Annotated in this window: 16 protein-coding genes; 12 read left to right on the top strand and 4 right to left on the bottom strand. The window is 71.6% G+C overall.

Going from position 1 to position 16,006, the window contains the following annotated elements:
- Window positions 1-12 precede the first annotated feature (12 nt).
- The gene (locus RKD23_RS25925) at window positions 13-1,155 is read right to left on the bottom strand and encodes a glycosyltransferase family 4 protein (RefSeq protein ID WP_424855852.1); all 1,143 of its coding nucleotides are present in this window, start codon (window positions 1,153-1,155) and stop codon (window positions 13-15) included.
- A gap of 304 nt (window positions 1,156-1,459) precedes the next feature.
- Between RKD23_RS25925 and RKD23_RS25930 the strand changes: the two genes are divergently transcribed.
- From RKD23_RS25930 to RKD23_RS25945, 4 genes are all read left to right on the top strand, one after another.
- The gene (locus RKD23_RS25930; RefSeq protein ID WP_424855853.1) at window positions 1,460-1,618 is read left to right on the top strand and encodes a hypothetical protein; all 159 of its coding nucleotides are present in this window, start codon (window positions 1,460-1,462) and stop codon (window positions 1,616-1,618) included.
- On the top strand, window positions 1,615-2,859 hold the full coding sequence (locus RKD23_RS25935; RefSeq protein ID WP_424855854.1) for a PucR family transcriptional regulator: 1,245 nt from the start codon (window positions 1,615-1,617) through the stop codon (window positions 2,857-2,859). Before RKD23_RS25930 ends, RKD23_RS25935 begins: the two co-directional genes overlap by 4 nt.
- A 115-nt stretch (window positions 2,860-2,974) precedes the next feature.
- Window positions 2,975-3,748 (top strand): IclR family transcriptional regulator, encoded by a 774-nt coding sequence (locus tag RKD23_RS25940; protein WP_424855855.1) that lies wholly within the window; start codon window positions 2,975-2,977, stop codon window positions 3,746-3,748.
- The gene (locus RKD23_RS25945) at window positions 3,745-4,590 is read left to right on the top strand and encodes an SMP-30/gluconolactonase/LRE family protein (RefSeq protein WP_424855856.1); all 846 of its coding nucleotides are present in this window, start codon (window positions 3,745-3,747) and stop codon (window positions 4,588-4,590) included. Before RKD23_RS25940 ends, RKD23_RS25945 begins: the two co-directional genes overlap by 4 nt.
- 78 nt (window positions 4,591-4,668) lie before the next feature.
- Here RKD23_RS25945 and RKD23_RS25950 read toward each other — a convergent pair whose 3' ends face one another.
- From RKD23_RS25950 to RKD23_RS25960, 3 genes are all read right to left on the bottom strand, one after another.
- A complete protein-coding gene (locus tag RKD23_RS25950) occupies window positions 4,669-6,045 on the bottom strand; it encodes an FAD-dependent oxidoreductase (protein WP_424855857.1) in 1,377 nt (458 codons plus the stop codon).
- On the bottom strand, window positions 6,042-7,241 hold the full coding sequence (locus RKD23_RS25955) for an MAB_1171c family putative transporter (RefSeq protein WP_424858333.1): 1,200 nt from the start codon (window positions 7,239-7,241) through the stop codon (window positions 6,042-6,044). Before RKD23_RS25955 ends, RKD23_RS25950 begins: the two co-directional genes overlap by 4 nt.
- A gap of 95 nt (window positions 7,242-7,336) precedes the next feature.
- Window positions 7,337-7,939 (bottom strand): toxin-antitoxin system, toxin component family protein, encoded by a 603-nt coding sequence (locus tag RKD23_RS25960; RefSeq protein ID WP_404035081.1) that lies wholly within the window; start codon window positions 7,937-7,939, stop codon window positions 7,337-7,339.
- A gap of 266 nt (window positions 7,940-8,205) precedes the next feature.
- Between RKD23_RS25960 and RKD23_RS25965 the strand changes: the two genes are divergently transcribed.
- From RKD23_RS25965 to RKD23_RS26000, 8 genes are all read left to right on the top strand, one after another.
- On the top strand, window positions 8,206-9,555 hold the full coding sequence (locus RKD23_RS25965; protein ID WP_424855858.1) for an extracellular solute-binding protein: 1,350 nt from the start codon (window positions 8,206-8,208) through the stop codon (window positions 9,553-9,555).
- A complete protein-coding gene (locus RKD23_RS25970) occupies window positions 9,552-10,493 on the top strand; it encodes a carbohydrate ABC transporter permease (RefSeq protein WP_424855859.1) in 942 nt (313 codons plus the stop codon). The genes RKD23_RS25965 and RKD23_RS25970 overlap by 4 nt, the downstream gene beginning before the upstream one ends.
- On the top strand, window positions 10,490-11,347 hold the full coding sequence (locus RKD23_RS25975) for a carbohydrate ABC transporter permease (RefSeq protein ID WP_424855860.1): 858 nt from the start codon (window positions 10,490-10,492) through the stop codon (window positions 11,345-11,347). The genes RKD23_RS25970 and RKD23_RS25975 overlap by 4 nt, the downstream gene beginning before the upstream one ends.
- Window positions 11,344-12,312 carry an arabinan endo-1,5-alpha-L-arabinosidase gene (locus tag RKD23_RS25980; RefSeq protein WP_424855861.1) on the top strand — a complete coding sequence of 323 codons (969 nt, stop codon included), beginning with the start codon at window positions 11,344-11,346 and terminating at the stop codon, window positions 12,310-12,312. Before RKD23_RS25975 ends, RKD23_RS25980 begins: the two co-directional genes overlap by 4 nt.
- Before the next feature lie 81 nt (window positions 12,313-12,393).
- On the top strand, window positions 12,394-13,899 hold the full coding sequence (locus RKD23_RS25985) for an alpha-N-arabinofuranosidase (protein WP_424855862.1): 1,506 nt from the start codon (window positions 12,394-12,396) through the stop codon (window positions 13,897-13,899).
- Between the two features lie 26 nt (window positions 13,900-13,925).
- On the top strand, window positions 13,926-14,387 hold the full coding sequence (locus tag RKD23_RS25990; protein ID WP_424855863.1) for an RrF2 family transcriptional regulator: 462 nt from the start codon (window positions 13,926-13,928) through the stop codon (window positions 14,385-14,387).
- A 46-nt stretch (window positions 14,388-14,433) separates the two neighbouring features.
- The gene (locus RKD23_RS25995; RefSeq protein ID WP_424855864.1) at window positions 14,434-14,847 is read left to right on the top strand and encodes an ankyrin repeat domain-containing protein; all 414 of its coding nucleotides are present in this window, start codon (window positions 14,434-14,436) and stop codon (window positions 14,845-14,847) included.
- Between the two features lie 126 nt (window positions 14,848-14,973).
- The gene (locus RKD23_RS26000; RefSeq protein WP_424855865.1) at window positions 14,974-15,948 is read left to right on the top strand and encodes an arabinan endo-1,5-alpha-L-arabinosidase; all 975 of its coding nucleotides are present in this window, start codon (window positions 14,974-14,976) and stop codon (window positions 15,946-15,948) included.
- The last annotated feature ends 58 nt before the right edge of the window (window positions 15,949-16,006 follow it).

The following is a 16,006-nucleotide window of genomic DNA, read 5'->3' on the forward strand; positions in this document are numbered from 1 at the left end:
GCCGCAATCCGCTCACGGCGACCAACCCCGCACGGCCTCGGCGGCCACCGCCCGGAACTGCCTCACCGTCCGGTCCCACCGATACCGCGCAGCCCTGTCCTGAGCCGCCTTACCCATGACTTCACGGCGACGAGTGGACAACGCGAGCGTGCACCAGGCCGCAGCGAAGGACGACTCACCGGACGCCAGCACCCCGGTCACCCCGTCCATCACGGAATCCCGCAGCCCAGGCACGTCAAAGGCGATGGCAGGGGTCTGCCGAGCGGCGGCCTCGGTGACGACGAGCCCCCACCCTTCCACGGCGGAGGGATGCAGCAGCAGCCACGCCGCACAGAGCAGCCGGTGCTTCTCGGCCTCGGAGACATGCCCAGTGAACTCGACGCCCTCACCGGCCAGCTGCCGCAGGCGAATCCGTTCAGGCCCGTCCCCGACGACGACCAATCGACCGCCCGTCACCGGGCGCACCCGCTCCCACAACCGCAGCAGCAGATCGATCCGCTTGTACTCGACGAGCCGCCCGACGGCCACGAACAGCGGCTCCGGCGAGCGCCCGGTGTGCGGACCCGGCTCCTCGACGCCGTTGTGCACGACCCGGATGCGGTCGCGCTCGACGCCGATTCCGTGCAGGGCGTGCGCGGTGGAGGGGGAGACGGCGACGAGCAGGCCGTCCGGCCGGGCCCCGGTCAGCGCCCAGTGCTCCAGCCGTCGCCCGAGGCGCGCGGCCGGGGCCAGGGGCCCGCCGAAGCGCATGCTCCACAGGTCGGTGTGGACGTGGTTGACCAGGCACAGCGTGGGTCCCCGGTGCCACAGCGGGGAGAGGTACGGCATGCCGTTGCACACCTCCACCAGCAGGTCGGTCTCGCCGACCTGGCGGGCGAAGGCGGAACGGGCGCGCAGATAGTGGCCGTAGGCGCCGCCCGCGGAGACGACCCGGTAGTCGCGGTGGGCCGCGGGGCCGCCGCACAGCAGCGTGACCTGGTGGCCGAGGCGGGTGAGGCCGTCGGCGAGCCGGTCGACGAGCAGTTCGGAGCCGCCGGCCGACGGGTTGCCGAGGTCGCGGTGGGCGAGGAAGACGATCCGGCGCGGTTCGGGGGGAGGCGCCGTGGGGTGCTGCGCCCGGGGGAGTGCGGCGCGCAGCGAGGACTGCTGGGGCATCGGTGCTCCGACTCGTCTCAGGGTGCGGAACTCAAGTGGGGGGAGGGTGCGTGGGGGACAGTGGGGGAGGTGCGTGGGTGACTGTGGGGTGGGGTTCGCAAGTTTTCGCCCAGGCGTTCGTCACGGCTACTCACGAGCGTGACAAATTCGGCGGCTATTAGATCTGACGTAATGTCAATTCGTGAGCCCTGGTAGGGGTTGCCCTTGACGGTGCTTCGAAGCCGTGTCGAGACTGGGCATCCTGAAGCAGGGGGTGGAACACCGGGGTGGGGCGACCTTTCGGATCGGAGAGGGAGACCCTGAGATGCCCAGACTGCTCGCCGCAACCGTCACCGTCGTGGCCGCCGCCGTGCTCGCCGTGGGCGCCGCCGTCGGCGCCGTCGCCCTGCTCCGGGCCACCCCCGAGCAGCCCGACACCCCGCTGATCACCTATGAACAGGCGGCTGAGGGGAGCACGCCGTGACCGCCCGCCCCACGGCCGTCGCGGCGCCCCGCTCCGCCTGGCACGACGTGCCGCCCCTGAAGGTGCGCCGGTTCGCGGCGATCGCCCTCGCCGAGGCGCCGGAACTCGCGCAGGAGATCATGCGGGAGATCCGCCGCGAGTACCCCCATCTGCCCGTCGTCCTCGACGACAACGGCGAACCCATGGCCCTCGTCGGCATCCGCCGCGCCATCGAGGTCTTCGTCCGGCATCTGGAGCACACCGACCGCTCGGCCGGCCGCCCCACCGTCCCGCCCGGCGTCTTCCACGACTTCGGCCGCGGCGAGGGCCTCGGCGGGCGCAGCCTGGACTCCCTCCAGGCCATCTACCGCATGGGCGTACGGCTGGCCTGGCGCCGCTTCGCCGACATCGGCCAGCGCGTACGGATCCCGCCGCCCGCGATGTACGAACTCGTCGACGCCGGATACGAGTACCTCGACGGCCTCGTCGACCAGTCCGTGCGCGGCTACGCCGAGGCCGCCGCCCGCCAGGCCGGGGAGCGGCTGCGCCTGCAGCGCCGGCTCATGGAGCAGCTCCTCGCCGACCGGCAGCGCACCGAGGGTGCCGACGCCCTCGCCGAGCGCGCCTCCCGGGTCGGCTGGCCGCTGCCCCGCCGGGTCGCCGTCGGAGTGCTGCTGCGCCCGGCGCGGGAGGCCGTCGCGCCCGCGGTGGGGCAGGAGGTGCTGCTCGACATGGACTACGAGCAGCCGCGCATGGTCGTGCCCGAGCCGGACGCGGCCGGCCGCCGGGACCTGCTGCACCGGGCGCTGGCGGGCTGGGCGGGCGCGATCGGGCCGCCGGTGCCGCTGGCCGACGCGGCGAAGTCGCTGCGCTGGGCCGAGGCCGCCGTACGCCTGATGGAGCGGGGGCTGCTGCCGGCCGGCGAGGTGCTGTTCTGCACCGAGCACACCGAGGCTCTCGTGCTGCTCCAGCCCGAGGAACTGCTCGACGACCTGGCGCTGAGATGCCTGGCCCCGCTGACCCACTGCGGGCCGGCGCACGGACGGCGGCTCGCGGAGACACTGCTGGCCTGGCTGGAGACCCGCGGCGGTGCCCCGGAGGTGGCCGCGCGGCTCGGCGTCCATCCGCAGACGGTCCGCTACCGGCTGCGGCAGATCCGCGAACTGTGGGGCGACGAGATCGACGACCCGGACCGCCGCTTCGAGCTGGAGCTGGTGCTGCGGGCCCAGCGGCTGCGGGGGCGGCTGGGGGAGAGCGGCTGAGACCGGTACCGCTGGGGCATTGCCCGGTGAAACGGACTTTGAGTAGCCTGTGTTCGTCATTCCGATCGGCTGTTGAAATTTCGAACAGCCTCGCAGATCAAGGGAGGGGGCCGACGTGGGACGCCTCGTGCCTGCCGTGACCCGGGCTCTCGACATACTCGAGCTCTTCCTCGACGGAGACGGCACACTCTCCGCCCCCGACATCGTGCGCAAGCTCCAGCTGCCGCGCACCACCGTGCACGAGCTGGTGACCACGCTCGCCGCCCGCTCGTACATCGTCGCCGTGCCCGGCCAGCCCGGACGCTACCGGCTCGGTGTACGCCCCTACCAGCTCGGCAGCCGCTACGCCGAGCAGCTCGACCTCGCCGCCGAGGGCCAGCAGGTCGCCCGCTCCGTCGCCGAGACCTGCGACGAGACCGTGCACGTGGCGATCCTCGAAGGCACCGACGTCATCTACATCGCCAAGGTCGACTCCACGCACGCCGTCCGGATGGTGTCCGCGGCGGGCCGCCGGCTCCCCGCGCACTGCACCTCCGTCGGCAAGATGCTGCTGGCCTCCCTTCCCGAGCCGGAGCTCACCGCGCGCATCCCCGACAACGCCGAGCTGGTCGCGATGACTCCGAACAGCATCACCGACCCGGCCGCCCTGCGCGAGGCCCTCGCCGAGATCCGCACCCGCGGCCTCGCCGTCGAGAACCGCGAGTCCAACCCGGACGTCTCCTGCGTGGCCGCGCCCGTCCACGACCGCACCGGCCGGGTCGTCGCCGCGCTGTCCATCTCCGTGCCCATGATCCGCTGGAGCGAGGAGCGCCGCGCCGAGCTGGAGCAGCTCGCCGCCAAGGGTGCCGCCGAGCTGTCCGAGCGGCTCGGCCACCGGAGCGCCGTATGACCGCCTACGAGGTCGCCGTGCAGGCCGAGGCCGCGCTCGGCGAGGGCCCCACCTGGGACGCCGCGGCCGGCCGGCTGCTGTGGGTCGACATCCTCGGCTCCCGCGTGCACACCTACGACCCGTCGACGGGCCGCCGCACGGTGCGCCGCACCGACCAGCACGTCGGCGCCGCCAAGCCGCGGGCCGGCGGAGGCCTGGTCCTCAACCTCCGCGACGGGGTCGGTCTGCTCGACCCCGACGACACCTTCCGCTGGCTGCACCGCGACGTCGTCCCCGGCCGCCGCGGCAACGACGCCGCCGTCGCCCCCGACGGCTCCCTGTGGGCCGGCACCATGCGCTACGACGAGGCCCAGGGCGGCGGCACCCTGTCCCGCCTCACCGGCACCGGGACCGTCGAGGTCGTCCTCGACTCGGTCGCCGTCAGCAACGGCACGGGCTGGAGCCCCGACGGGCGCCTGATGTACTACATCGACTCCCCGACCCGCCGCGTCGACGTCTTCGACGTCACCGGCGACCGGGTGTCCGCCCGCCGCCCCTTCGCGGCCGTCGAGGACGGCGCCGGCTTCCCCGACGGCCTCACGGTCGACGCCGACGGCTGCGTGTGGGTCGCGCTGTGGGACGGGGGCGCCGTACGGCGCTACACCCCGGACGGGGTCCTGGACCGCGTCGTACCCCTGCCCGTGAGCCGCCCCACGGCCTGCGCGTTCGGCGGCGCCGAGCTGACCGACCTGTACATCACGACGGCCCGTACCGGGTTGGCGGCGCCGCATCCGATGTCGGGGTCGGTGCTGGTGATCCCCGGGGCGGGGAAGGGCATCGCGCAGCCGGCGTTCGAGGGCTGAGGTCTCCCTTCTCCGTCGTTCGGGCGCGGGTTGTCGTGGGCTGGTCGCGCAGTTCCCCGCGCCCCTGGGGACATGCAGCTACGGCAACCCCGCGGCCTTGCGCTCCCTCACCGTCAACGGCGGCCCGCTCAGCGGAGGTTTCAGCGGGCCGACCAGCGCCGCCAGCATCACACTCGGCGCGAGCAGAGTCCCCCCGCCCCGCTCCAGCGAGGTCACGTCCGTCACCCGGCGCGCGATACGGCCGTTCCCCGTCGCCGTGTACAGCAGCCGCGCCGTGTACGCCGCGACAAGGCGATCCCGCAAGGCAGGGCCGTGGTCGGTCGCGCCCGGGTAGAAGCTGTCCTGGCCGACCGCCAGGGACCACGCCGCGTCCACCGGCCGGGCCACGGCCCGCTGCACGCGGCGGGACAGGCCGGGCCGGCCGAGGCCCCGGTGGCGTACGGCATCCCGCAGGAGCAGCACGCTCTGGGCGGCGACCGAGAGGCCGTGGCCGTAGAGGGGATTGAGCGCGGCGAGGGCGTCGCCGAGGACGACGAGGCCCTCCGGCCAGGCCGGCATGCGTTCGTAGAAGGTGCGGCGGTTGGCGGTCATGCGGGTGAAGGCCACGTCCGAGAGGGGTTCGGCGCGTTCGATCAGGTCGGCGATCAGCGGGTGCCGGAGCTGTTCGCGGGCGAACCGGGCGAAGAGGCCGTTCTCGGGGGAGGGGTGGCCGCCGCGGGTGCCGGAGAGGGTGACGAGCCAGCGGCCCTCCTCGATCGGCAGGAGGATGCCGTTGCGGCCGGGGCCGCCGGAGCGCGGGTCGGGTTGCACGTTCACGAGCGGGAAGCCGGTGCGGGCGTCCGGCGGGGCGAGGAAGAGGCGGCTGGCGTAGGCCAGGCCGGGGTCGACCTCGCGTCGCTCGGCGGCGGGCAGACCGAGGGCGCGTAACCAGCGCGGCGCCGCCGAGCCGCGCCCGGTGGCGTCGACCACCAGGTCGGCGGGGAGGTGCCGTTCGTCGCCGCCGTGCCGGACCCGGACCCCTGTGACAGCGGTGCCCGTCCCCGTCAGGCCCAGTACCTCCGTGCCGTCGAGGAGTTCGATCCGCTCGTCGGCGAGGACGCGGGCCCGGATCGTCGCGTCCAGCAGGTCGCGGCCGGCCAGGACGACATGGTGGGACTCGGGCCAGCGGCGGTACCAGCCGTGCGGGGAGAGCGCCACGACACCGCTCGTGACGGGCGTCCGGCGGGCCCCGGCCGCACGCAGTGCGTCGCTGACGCCGGGCAGCAGGTCCTCCAGGGCCCGGGTGCCGCCCGACCACAGGACGTGGGTGTGGCGGGCCTGGGGCAGACCCCTGCGGGGCGTGGGGCCGTGCGGGAGGACGTCACGCTCGACGACGAGCACCCGGCCGGCCGGCCCGGCCAGGGCCTGCGCGGCGAGCATGCCGGTGTGGGAGCCACCGAGGACCACCGCGGTCATGCGCGGGCGCTCTCGGCGGGGGCGGCCGTGCGGGCGCGGACCGCGTGCAGTTCGTCGGGCCGGCTCAGCGCGCGGGAGACGGCCTGGATCTCGCGCATCAGGTACCCCATGTCCGCGGGCGCTCCCGACTCCCGCCGGGTCTCCACCGCGTCCAGCAGCATCACCGCGGCGGCCAGGGCCTCGGCGCGGACGGGCGGGTGGCCGAGGGCGAGGGCGGCGTCGTACGCGCGGACGCGCAGGTCCTCGTCGAGGTGGCGGGACAGCTGGAGCAGGGCGTCGCGGATGAAGGTCTCGCGGCGCACGAGGCGCAGTTCGCCGGTGGCGCGCGGGGCGAGCGGCTCGCGGCCGCCGGTGACGTCCCGCATCAGCAGGTACAGCGGCCGCAGTTGCCGGCGCACACTGCGAAGCCGCCAGTGCTCGTGGAGGTACTGCCCGGCGTGCGGGACGATGAAGCCGACCGCGACCAGCGTCGCCGAGGCGCAGGCGGCCGTGGGCGCCACATAGGTGCTCAGCCAGTCCAGGTCGCGCCCGGTCCAACGGGCCGCCACGGCGGTGAGCTTGGAGGCGTCGAACAGCAGGTTCAGGCTGTAGCCGACGGCCAGGATGCGCAGGCCCCAGCGCAGCCAGGCGTCCAGCCCGTCGGTGCGGATCCAGTTCCAGATCAGCCGGGCCGTGACGGTGCAGGCCAGGGTGTGCGCGAGGAGGTAGAGCAGGATCTGCTCGCGCATGAACGGGGTGGTGGCGTAGTACGTGTCCAGGTCGCGCGGCCGTTCCACCGGGGCGTCCGCGAGGGCGAACAGCACCCATAGCCCGACGACCACGCCGGCGTAGGCGACGACGACGCGGCGGGTCGCCCGGCGGGTGGCGGCCGAGCGGCCGGTGCCGTTGCGCCAGGCCACGATCAGCAGCAGCCAGGACGCGCACAGGGCGGTGATCAGGGAGTACACCCAGGGCGCCGCGATGTTCGGCACGCCGGTGACGCGGTTGGTCCAGGCGATGGTGGAGGGCGCCGCGGACACGAACACCGCGCAGCCGAACAGCAGCAGCCCGCCGACGGCCCGCAGCAGCGGGTCCCGCCACATCTTGACGATGCTGGGCAGTTTGATCGCCAGCGCGGCCGCCAGCAGCACGGTCGGCAGCCACACGGAGACGTTCAGATCGGTGAGCAGCCGGGACGGATCCAGGGCGAGCGGCACGGGAGCGGCGGCAGCCGGCCGGGCCACCCCGATGGAAGCGGAACGGCGGGCTCTGCTCGCCCGAGGGCGTGCGGCCGTCACGGGGGCGGTGCCGGTCACCGGGTCGTGCCTCCGCGGCCCCGGTAGCCCAGAGAGCGCTGCACCGGATCGAGGGGCGGGCGCGGGTCCGGGCCGTCGGTCAGAAAGGGGCGGAAGGCGGCGGCGAGACGGTGGCCGAAGTCGTCGGCCTGGGCCTCGTCGGCCTGGCGTGAGCCGTTGCGGGCGGCGACCGTCAGGGCGGAGCCGCCCCAGCCGGCCAGGGCGCGGGCGGCGGTCGCCTCGTCGACGCCGTGATGATGGCGGTGACCGGCGTGCAGATGCCACAACTCATGGCCGAGGATGACCAGTTGCTGGGAGGCCTCGGCGCGTTCCTCGACGATGACCAGGTCGAAGTCGCGGAACTCCACGCACAGCCCGGTCACTTCGATCTCGTCGGGGAACCGCTCGAAGCGCAGCTCGACGGGCCGTCCGCCGCGCAGCGCGGTCATCTCCTCGCACAGCACGCGGCACAGGTCACGGACGTCGGCGGGCGGCCGGGGTCTGGCCCGGAGCGCCGCGGTCAGGTCGCGGGCGAGTCCCCGCATGGCGGAGGCCGCGCTCGGTCGCCGTAGCGCCGCCGCGGCCCGGGCCGCCGTCCGTCGCGCGCCCGCGATGTCCATCGCGCCCCCTTCCACCGCCGTTCGGCGGGCTGTTCGAGACTACGCGGGGAGAACTGTCCGCGTCATGCGATCCGACGACGGTGGTTGCGGTCCGAACCATCGTTTGGTCCGGTCCTGGCCGAGAGTTGTTGCTGTCGGACCCTGTCCAACCCATTGACGTCGGCGCGTGGGGAATCTACGGTCCCGTTCGAAGTTACGAGCGGCATCCGATATTTCGAACGACCGGTTGTGGCCGGCTCATCGAACCAAGAACGTAAGGGCAGGCAATGGGACGACCTGGCCTCGATCGCAGGCAACTACTCGCCGCCGCGGGCGGACTGGCCGTGGCCGGCAGCTTCGGCTTCGCGGCACTGGGCACCGGTGCCGACGCGCTCGCCTCCGGCGCGGACACCCGCGTGCGCTACTGGAACCTCTTCAGCGGCGGCGACGGCGCCAACATGATCGCCATGCTGGACGCCTTCCGGAAGGAAAACCCCGGCATCGACGTGAAGGACTCCACCCTCCAGTGGGGCAACCCCTTCTACACGAAGCTGGCCATGGCCGCCGCGGGCAACCGCGCCCCCGAGCTGAGCGTCATGCACCTGGGCCGGGTCGCGGGCTTCTCACCGGGCCGCCTCCTCGACCCGTGGGACATGGACCTCCTCGCCAAGTACGGCGTACGGAAAGAGGACTACAACCCCGCCCTGTGGAACCGCGGCGTCATCGACGGCAAGCTCTACGCCCTGCCGCTCGACATCCACGTCCAGCTCTGCTTCTACCGCAAGGACGTGCTGAAGAAGGCCGATCTGCTCGGCGACGACGGCCGGATGATCCCGGTCGGCTCCACCACCGAGTGGTTCGACGTCCTGAAGAAGGCCAAAAAGGTCCAGAAGAAGGGCCTGCAGACCATCGGCCTGTGGACGAACGACCAGAACTTCCAGTGGTGGTTCTTCGTCGCCTTCTACACCCAGCTCGGCGGCCAGTGGTTCGACGAGAGCCGCACCCAGGTCCTCTTCGACGCCGACAAGGCCACCCAGGTCCTGGAGTTCCTGCGGCAGCACGTCACCGACGGCTATGTCGTCCCCGGCGCCCCCACCGGCGAACAGTTCATCAACGGCGCCCCCTTCACCTGGGAGGGCAACTGGTCGGTGCCGGTCTTCTCCGGAGCCGGGCTCGACTACGGCGCCACCCCCCTGCCGCCCGTCTTCGGCGAGCCGGCCACCCACGCCGAGTCCCACGCCTTCGTCCTGCCCCACCAGTCCGGCCGCGGCGGCGCCACCAACGAGGCCGCCCACCGGCTCGCCGCCTACGTCGTCCAGCACGCCCAGCAGTGGGCGGCCGGCGGCCACATCCCCGCGTACACGCCGACCCTCACCTCGGCCGCGTACCGCAAGCTCGCCCCGCAGAACGAGTACGTGAGCGCCATGGACCACCAGGCCACCGAGCCCAAGGTGTGGTTCGCGGGCTCCACCGGCGTGCTCGCCCAGGACCTCGGCCCGATCGTCGTCTCCTCGACGATGGGCTCCGCCAAGCCCGCCGCCGTCGCGGCGCGCATGAGGTCCCGGCTCACCACGCTCCTCGCCTCGAAGAACCCGATGGACGGCAAGACAGCCGCGCAGGGAGGTGCGGTCGCATGACGACGACCAGTGCTGAGACCGTCCTCGCCCCCGCGAGGACCAGGGCCGCCGCGGCCGGCGCGACCGTCCGCCGCAAGCAGGGCTTCCAGCACGGGGGCTGGTTCGTCGCCCCGTTCCTGGCCCTGTTCGTGCTGTTCGTGATCTGGCCGCTGCTGCGCGGCATCTGGCTCAGCTTCACGGACGCCAACATCTCCGGCGAGAGCGCGAGCTTCGTCGGCCTCGACAACTACCGCGAGGCGCTGGGCGACTCGATGATGTGGGACGCGCTCGGCCACAGCGCGTACTTCACCCTCCTCGTCGTCCCCTGCATCACCGTCCTCGCCTTCCTGCTCGCGATGCTCGCCCACAACATCGAGCGCGCCAAATGGCTGTGGCGGCTGTGCTTCTTCGCGCCGTTCCTGCTGCCGTCGACGGTCGCCGCCAACATGTGGCAGTGGCTGTTCACCCAGGGCATCGGCCTGTTCAACGAGACCCTCGGCATCGACACACCCTGGCTGACCGACAAGTCGTACACGATGTTCGCCATCGTCATCGAGACCCTGTGGTGGACGGTCGGCTTCAGCTTCCTGCTCTACCTCGCCGCCCTCCAGGGCATCCCCGGCCACCTGTACGAAGCGGCCAAGCTCGACGGCGCGAACGCATGGAAGCGCATGGTCCACATCACCCTGCCGATGCTGCGCAACATCACCGGCCTGGTGATCGCCCTGCAGATCCTCGCCTCGCTCCAGCTCTTCGACCAGGCCGTCGTGATGATGGACTTCGGCCCCGGACCGGAGCTCAGTACGCGCTCGTTCGTCCAGTACACCCTCGAACAGGGCTTCACCAGCTACCGCGTGGGCTACGCCTCCGCGATCTCCGTCATCTTCTTCGTGATCATCGCAGTCGTCGCCCTGGCGCGGATGTGGCTGCTGCGCAACCGTGAGGAGGGCGCTCGATGAGCAGCACCCAGATCCGGCTCAAGCCCCGCAGTACCTGGACACCCGGCCAGATCGTCCTCACCCTGCTCGGCGTCGCCGTCTCCGCCCTGTTCATGGCCCCGATCGCCGCGGCCCTGTTCACCTCCCTCAAGTCCGAGGCCGAGGCGGCCGAGATCCCGCCGCACTGGCTGCCGGACGAGTGGACCGGCCAGGCCTGGAAGGCCCTGTTCGAGACCGGCAACATCACCAACTGGTTCATCAACTCCCTGGTCGTCTCCGTCTGTGTGACGACCGTGGTGCTGGTGGTCAGCGCCCTCGCCGGATACGGCTTCGCCCGCACCGACTTCCGCGGCAAGAACGCCCTGCTCGGCCTGGTCATGGCGGGCCTGATGATCTCCCCGGCCGTCCTCGGCGTACCGCTGTTCACGACCGTCCAGCAGATGGGCATGGTCGACACCTACTGGGGCATGATCCTGCCCCAGTGCGCGCCCGCCGCGATGGTCTTCATCCTCTACAAGTTCTTCCAGGGCATCCCGCGCGAACTGGAGGAGGCCGCCTTCATCGACGGCGCCGGCCGCTGGCGGGTCTTCTTCACCATCGTGGTCCCGCTCGCCCGCCCCTCCCTCGCGGCCGTCGGCATCTTCACCTTCATCGCGTCGTGGAACAACTTCCTGTGGCCCTACATGGTCACCAACAACCCCGACCTGATGACCATGCCCAACGGCATCGCGACCGTCATGAACTCCTACGGCATCCAGTGGGCCCAGCTCATGGCCGGCGGTCTGATGGCCGGGCTGCCCCTGATCGTCGTCTTCGTCTTCTTCCAGCGTCAGATCGTGGCGGGCGTCGCCCACACGGGATTGGCAGGACAGTGACCGTGCGCACCACTCTCACGGCCGTGGCGACGGCCACCCTCATGGCCCTGATGCCCCACGCCGCCCAGGCGGCCGAGAGCTACCCCGACCCCCGCCCGATCACCGGCCAGGAGATCATCCACGACCCGACGGTGATACGCCTCAAGTCCGGCGGCTACGCGGCCTACTCGACCGGCGGCGTCATCGGCGCCCGCCTCTCCTCGGACGGCAGACACTGGCAGGACTCCGGCAACGCCTTCGCCGAGCCGCCGAGCTGGTGGTACGAGTACAACGACACCGGCGATCCCTGGGCCCCCGACATCTCCTACCGCGACGGCACGTACTGGCTCTACTACGCCGTCTCCTCCTGGGGCACCAACCACTCCGCGATCGGCGTCGCGACCTCGGAGACCGGCCTCCCCGGCACCTGGACCGACCACGGCAAGGTCTTCTCCTCCGAACGCACCGACTCCTGGAACGCCATCGACCCGGCGCTCATCAAGTCCCAGGGCCGCCTCTGGATGACCTTCGGCTCCTACTGGACCGGCATCCGCATGGTCGAACTGAACCCGGACACCGGCAAGGCCCTCCCAGGCGCCGAGGTCCACCACCTGGCCACCCGCCCCGACGCCCCCTACGCCGTCGAGGGCCCGTACGTGGTCAGGCACGGCCGCTACTACTACCTCTTCGCCTCCTACGACGCCTGCTGCTCGGGCGTGAACTCCACCTACAAGATCAAGGTCGGCCGCTCCACGTCCGTGACGGGCCCCTACGTCGACAGCAAGGGCAAGCCCCTCCTGGAAGGCGGCGGCGACCTCCTCCTGGAGGGCCACGGCGACTACATCGGGACGGGCGGCCAGTCGGTCTTCAAGGACCGAGGCGAGGACTGGCTGGCCTACCACTACTACGACGCCCAGGACAACGGCACCCCGAAGCTGGGCCTCAACAAGCTGAACTGGGAACAGGGTTGGCCTGAGGTCGCCTAGGGGCGCGGGGAACTGCGCGAGCAACCACAGACCACAGTCAGCCGCACCGGAAACACAAGCCACCCACCGCGAAAGGCGAACATGCGCACCGCCCGCTTCACCCTGGACCCCGCCTTCACCGTCGCCCAGGTAGACCCCCGTATCTTCGGCTCCTTCGTGGAACACCTCGGCCGCTGCGTCTACACGGGCATCTTCGAACCGGACCACCCGACGGCCGACGAGGCCGGCCTCCGCACCGACGTGCTGGAGCTGGTCAGGGAACTCGGCGTCACCGCCATCCGCTACCCCGGAGGCAACTTCGTCTCGGGCTACAAGTGGGAGGACTCGGTCGGCCCCGTGGAGGACAGGCCCCGCCGCCTCGACCTCGCCTGGCGCACGACGGAGTCCAACCGCTTCGGCCTCTCCGAGTTCATCGCCTTCCTCAAGAAGGTCGGCCCCCAGGCCGAGCCCATGATGGCGGTGAACCTCGGCACCCGGGGCGTGGCCGAGGCCATCGAACTCCAGGAGTACGCCAACCACCCCGCCGGCACGGCACTCTCCGACCTCCGCCGGGCCCACGGCGACAAGGACCCGTTCGGCATCCGGCTGTGGTGCCTCGGCAACGAGATGGACGGCCCCTGGCAGACCGGCCACAAGACGGCCGAGGAGTACGGCCGTATCGCCGCCGAGACGGCGCGGGCCATGCGCCAGATCGACCCGAAGGTCGAACTCGTCGCCTGCGGCAGCTCGGGCCAGTCCATGCCGACCTTCGCCGAGTGGGAGGCGACCGTCCTCCAAGAGACGTACGACCTGGTCGACTACATCTCCCTGCACGCCTACTACGAGCCCCTCGACGGCGACGTCGACTCCTTCCTGGCCTCGGCCGTGGACATGGAGTCGTTCATCGAGAACGTCGTCGCCACCTGCGACCACATCGGCGCCCGCCTGAAGTCGAAGAAGAAGATCAACCTCTCCTTCGACGAGTGGAACGTCTGGTACCTGTCCCGTACCGAGGCCGAGGTCAGCGCCCTCGACTGGCCGGAGGCCCCGCGCCTGCTGGAGGACAACTACAGCGTCACCGACGCCGTCGTCTTCGGCTCCCTGCTGATCGCGCTGCTCCGGCACGCCGACCGCGTGACGGTGGCCTGCCTCGCCCAGCTGGTCAACGTCATCGCGCCGATCATGACCGAGCCGGGTGGTCCGGCCTGGCGGCAGACGACGTTCTTCCCGTTCGCGCAGGCCTCGCAGTACGGCCGGGGCGAGGTGCTGGACGTCCGCGTCGACTCACCGACGTACGAGACGAAGAAGTACGGCGAGGCCGATCTGCTGCACGCCACCGCCGTGCGCGCCGAGGACGGCACGGTCACCGTCTTCGCGGTCAACCGCAGCCGCACCGAGGCCCTCCCGCTTCAGGTCGCGCTGGCCGGCCTCGGCGTGACGCGGGTCGTCGAGCACAGCGCCCTCGCCGACGCCGACCCGGAGGCCCGCAACACTCTCGACGAGCCCGAGCGGGTCACCCCGCACGCGGTCGAGGGGACCGAGGTCCTGGACGGCGGCCTCACCGCCGTGCTGGAGCCGCTGTCCTGGAACGTGATCCGGCTGGCCTGAGCCCAGCCCTGACCGACAATGGCCGCATGAGGATCTCGGCACGGGCGGACTACGCGGTGCGGGCGGCACTGGAACTCGCCGTACGGCAGGAGGACGGCGATCCGGTGAAGGCGGAGACGATCGCCGTCGCGCAGGCCATTCCGCACAAGTTTCTGGAGGGGATTCTCGGCGACCTCCGCCGCGCCGGTGTCGTGGACAGCCGGCGCGGCGGAGGCGGCGGCTACCGCCTCGCCCGCGCCGCGTCCGCGATCACCGTCGCGGACGTCATCCGCGCCGTCGACGGCCCGATCGTCTCGGTGCGCGGTGAACGCCCCACGGGCCTGAGCTACCAGGGCACCGCCGAGCCGCTGCTCCCGCTGTGGATCGCCCTGCGCGCCAACGTCCGCAGAATTCTGGAGGGCGTCACCCTGGCCGACCTCGCCGCGGACACCCTGCCGCAGCCGGTACGGGACCTGGCGGCGGAACCGGCGGCGTGGGAGAACCCGTGAAAATCGGGACGACACGGGCCGGTGCGCCGACATAGGGTCGGCGGCCGTGAACAGGCGTAAGCGGAAGAAGCTGTCGCGGCGGCTGACGACGGCGGCATGGCTGGGCGAGACGGACACGGTACGGACGCTGCTGCGCTCCGGAGCGGATCCGAGGGCGGCCGACCCGGAGGGCAGCACGCCGCTGTACCGGGCATCGGTGAACGGCGCCACGGACATCGTCCGCCTGCTGCTGGCGGCCGGTGCCGACCCGGACGTGGAGAGCGGACACGGCCACGAGGGCCTGCCCCTGTGCGGGGCCGCCTGCTGGGGCCACACCGACACGGTCCGGGCCCTGCTGGAGGCCGGCGCCGACCCGTCGCTGCGCGAGGACGGCGGCACGGGCCTCACCGCGCTGGAGTGGGCGCAGACCGGCGAACACGCCGAGAGTGTCGCGGTGTTGCGTGCCGCACAGGGCGGCTGATCCACAACTTCTGTTGCTGCGTGAACCATTGACGCACGAGGGGTTCGATTCTACGGTCCCGTCCGATGACGCGACCGTCGTTCGTGATACCGAACACGACGACAACCCCACCTAAGGAGCGTCCCCTTGAGCCGCACACGTCTTCGCCGCACCCTGCTCGCCGTCCCCGCGGCGGCCCTGCTCGCCCTGCTCCCCTCCACCGCCTCGGCCTACCCCAACCCCGGGACCGTCACCGGCTCCACCGTCGTGCACGACCCGACGATGATCCGGACCTCCTCCGGGCAGTACCTGCTGTACGCCACCGGAGGCGGCCTCGCGAGCAAGACCTCCAGCGACCGGATCGCCTTCAGGGCCGGGTCCGACGCGTTCTCCTCACGGCCGGCCTGGTGGTCGACGTACTCCTCCGTGCCGGAGGCCTGGGCGCCGGACATCTCGTACCAGGGCGGCAAGTACCTGATGTACTACTCCGTCTCCAAGTTCGGCACGAACACCTCCGCCATCGGCCTCGCCGGGTCGACCACCGGGCAGCCGGGCAGCTGGACCGACTACGGCATCGTCCACAGCTCCAGCTCCTCCAGCGACTACAACGCCATCGACCCCAACCTCTTCGTCGACGGTGACGGCAAGTGGTGGCTGTCCTTCGGCAGTTGGTGGACCGGCATCAAGATGATCCAGATCAACCCGTCGACCGGGAAGCAGCTGTCGACCAACACCACCCGCTACTCGCTCGCCTCCCGCCCGAGCGGGACCAAGGCCGTCGAGGCGCCCTTCGTCGTCAAGCGGAACGGGTACTACTACCTCTTCGCCTCGTACGACGTCTGCTGCCAGGGCACGAGCTCCACGTACAAGGTGAAGGTCGGCCGGGCCACCTCCGTCACCGGTCCCTACTACGACAAGAACGGCGTCGCGCTGATGAACAATGGCGGCACGCCCGTGCTGGAGTCGCACGGCAGCGTCGTCGGCCCCGGCGGGCAGTCGATCATGGCCGACGCCGACGGGGACCTGATCGTCTACCACTACTACGACGGCAACGACAACGGCACGCCCAAGCTCGGCATCAACCTCCTGAACTGGAGCAGCGGCTGGCCCGTCGCCTACTGACCCGACGCTCTTTTCAAGAGGCTCACCCCATCGCTCCGGCCTCGGGCCAGCCCACCAC

Source organism: Streptomyces sp. SAI-170, from assembly GCF_049739565.1.
In the GTDB taxonomy this organism is placed as follows: Bacteria; Actinomycetota; Actinomycetes; order Streptomycetales; family Streptomycetaceae; genus Streptomyces.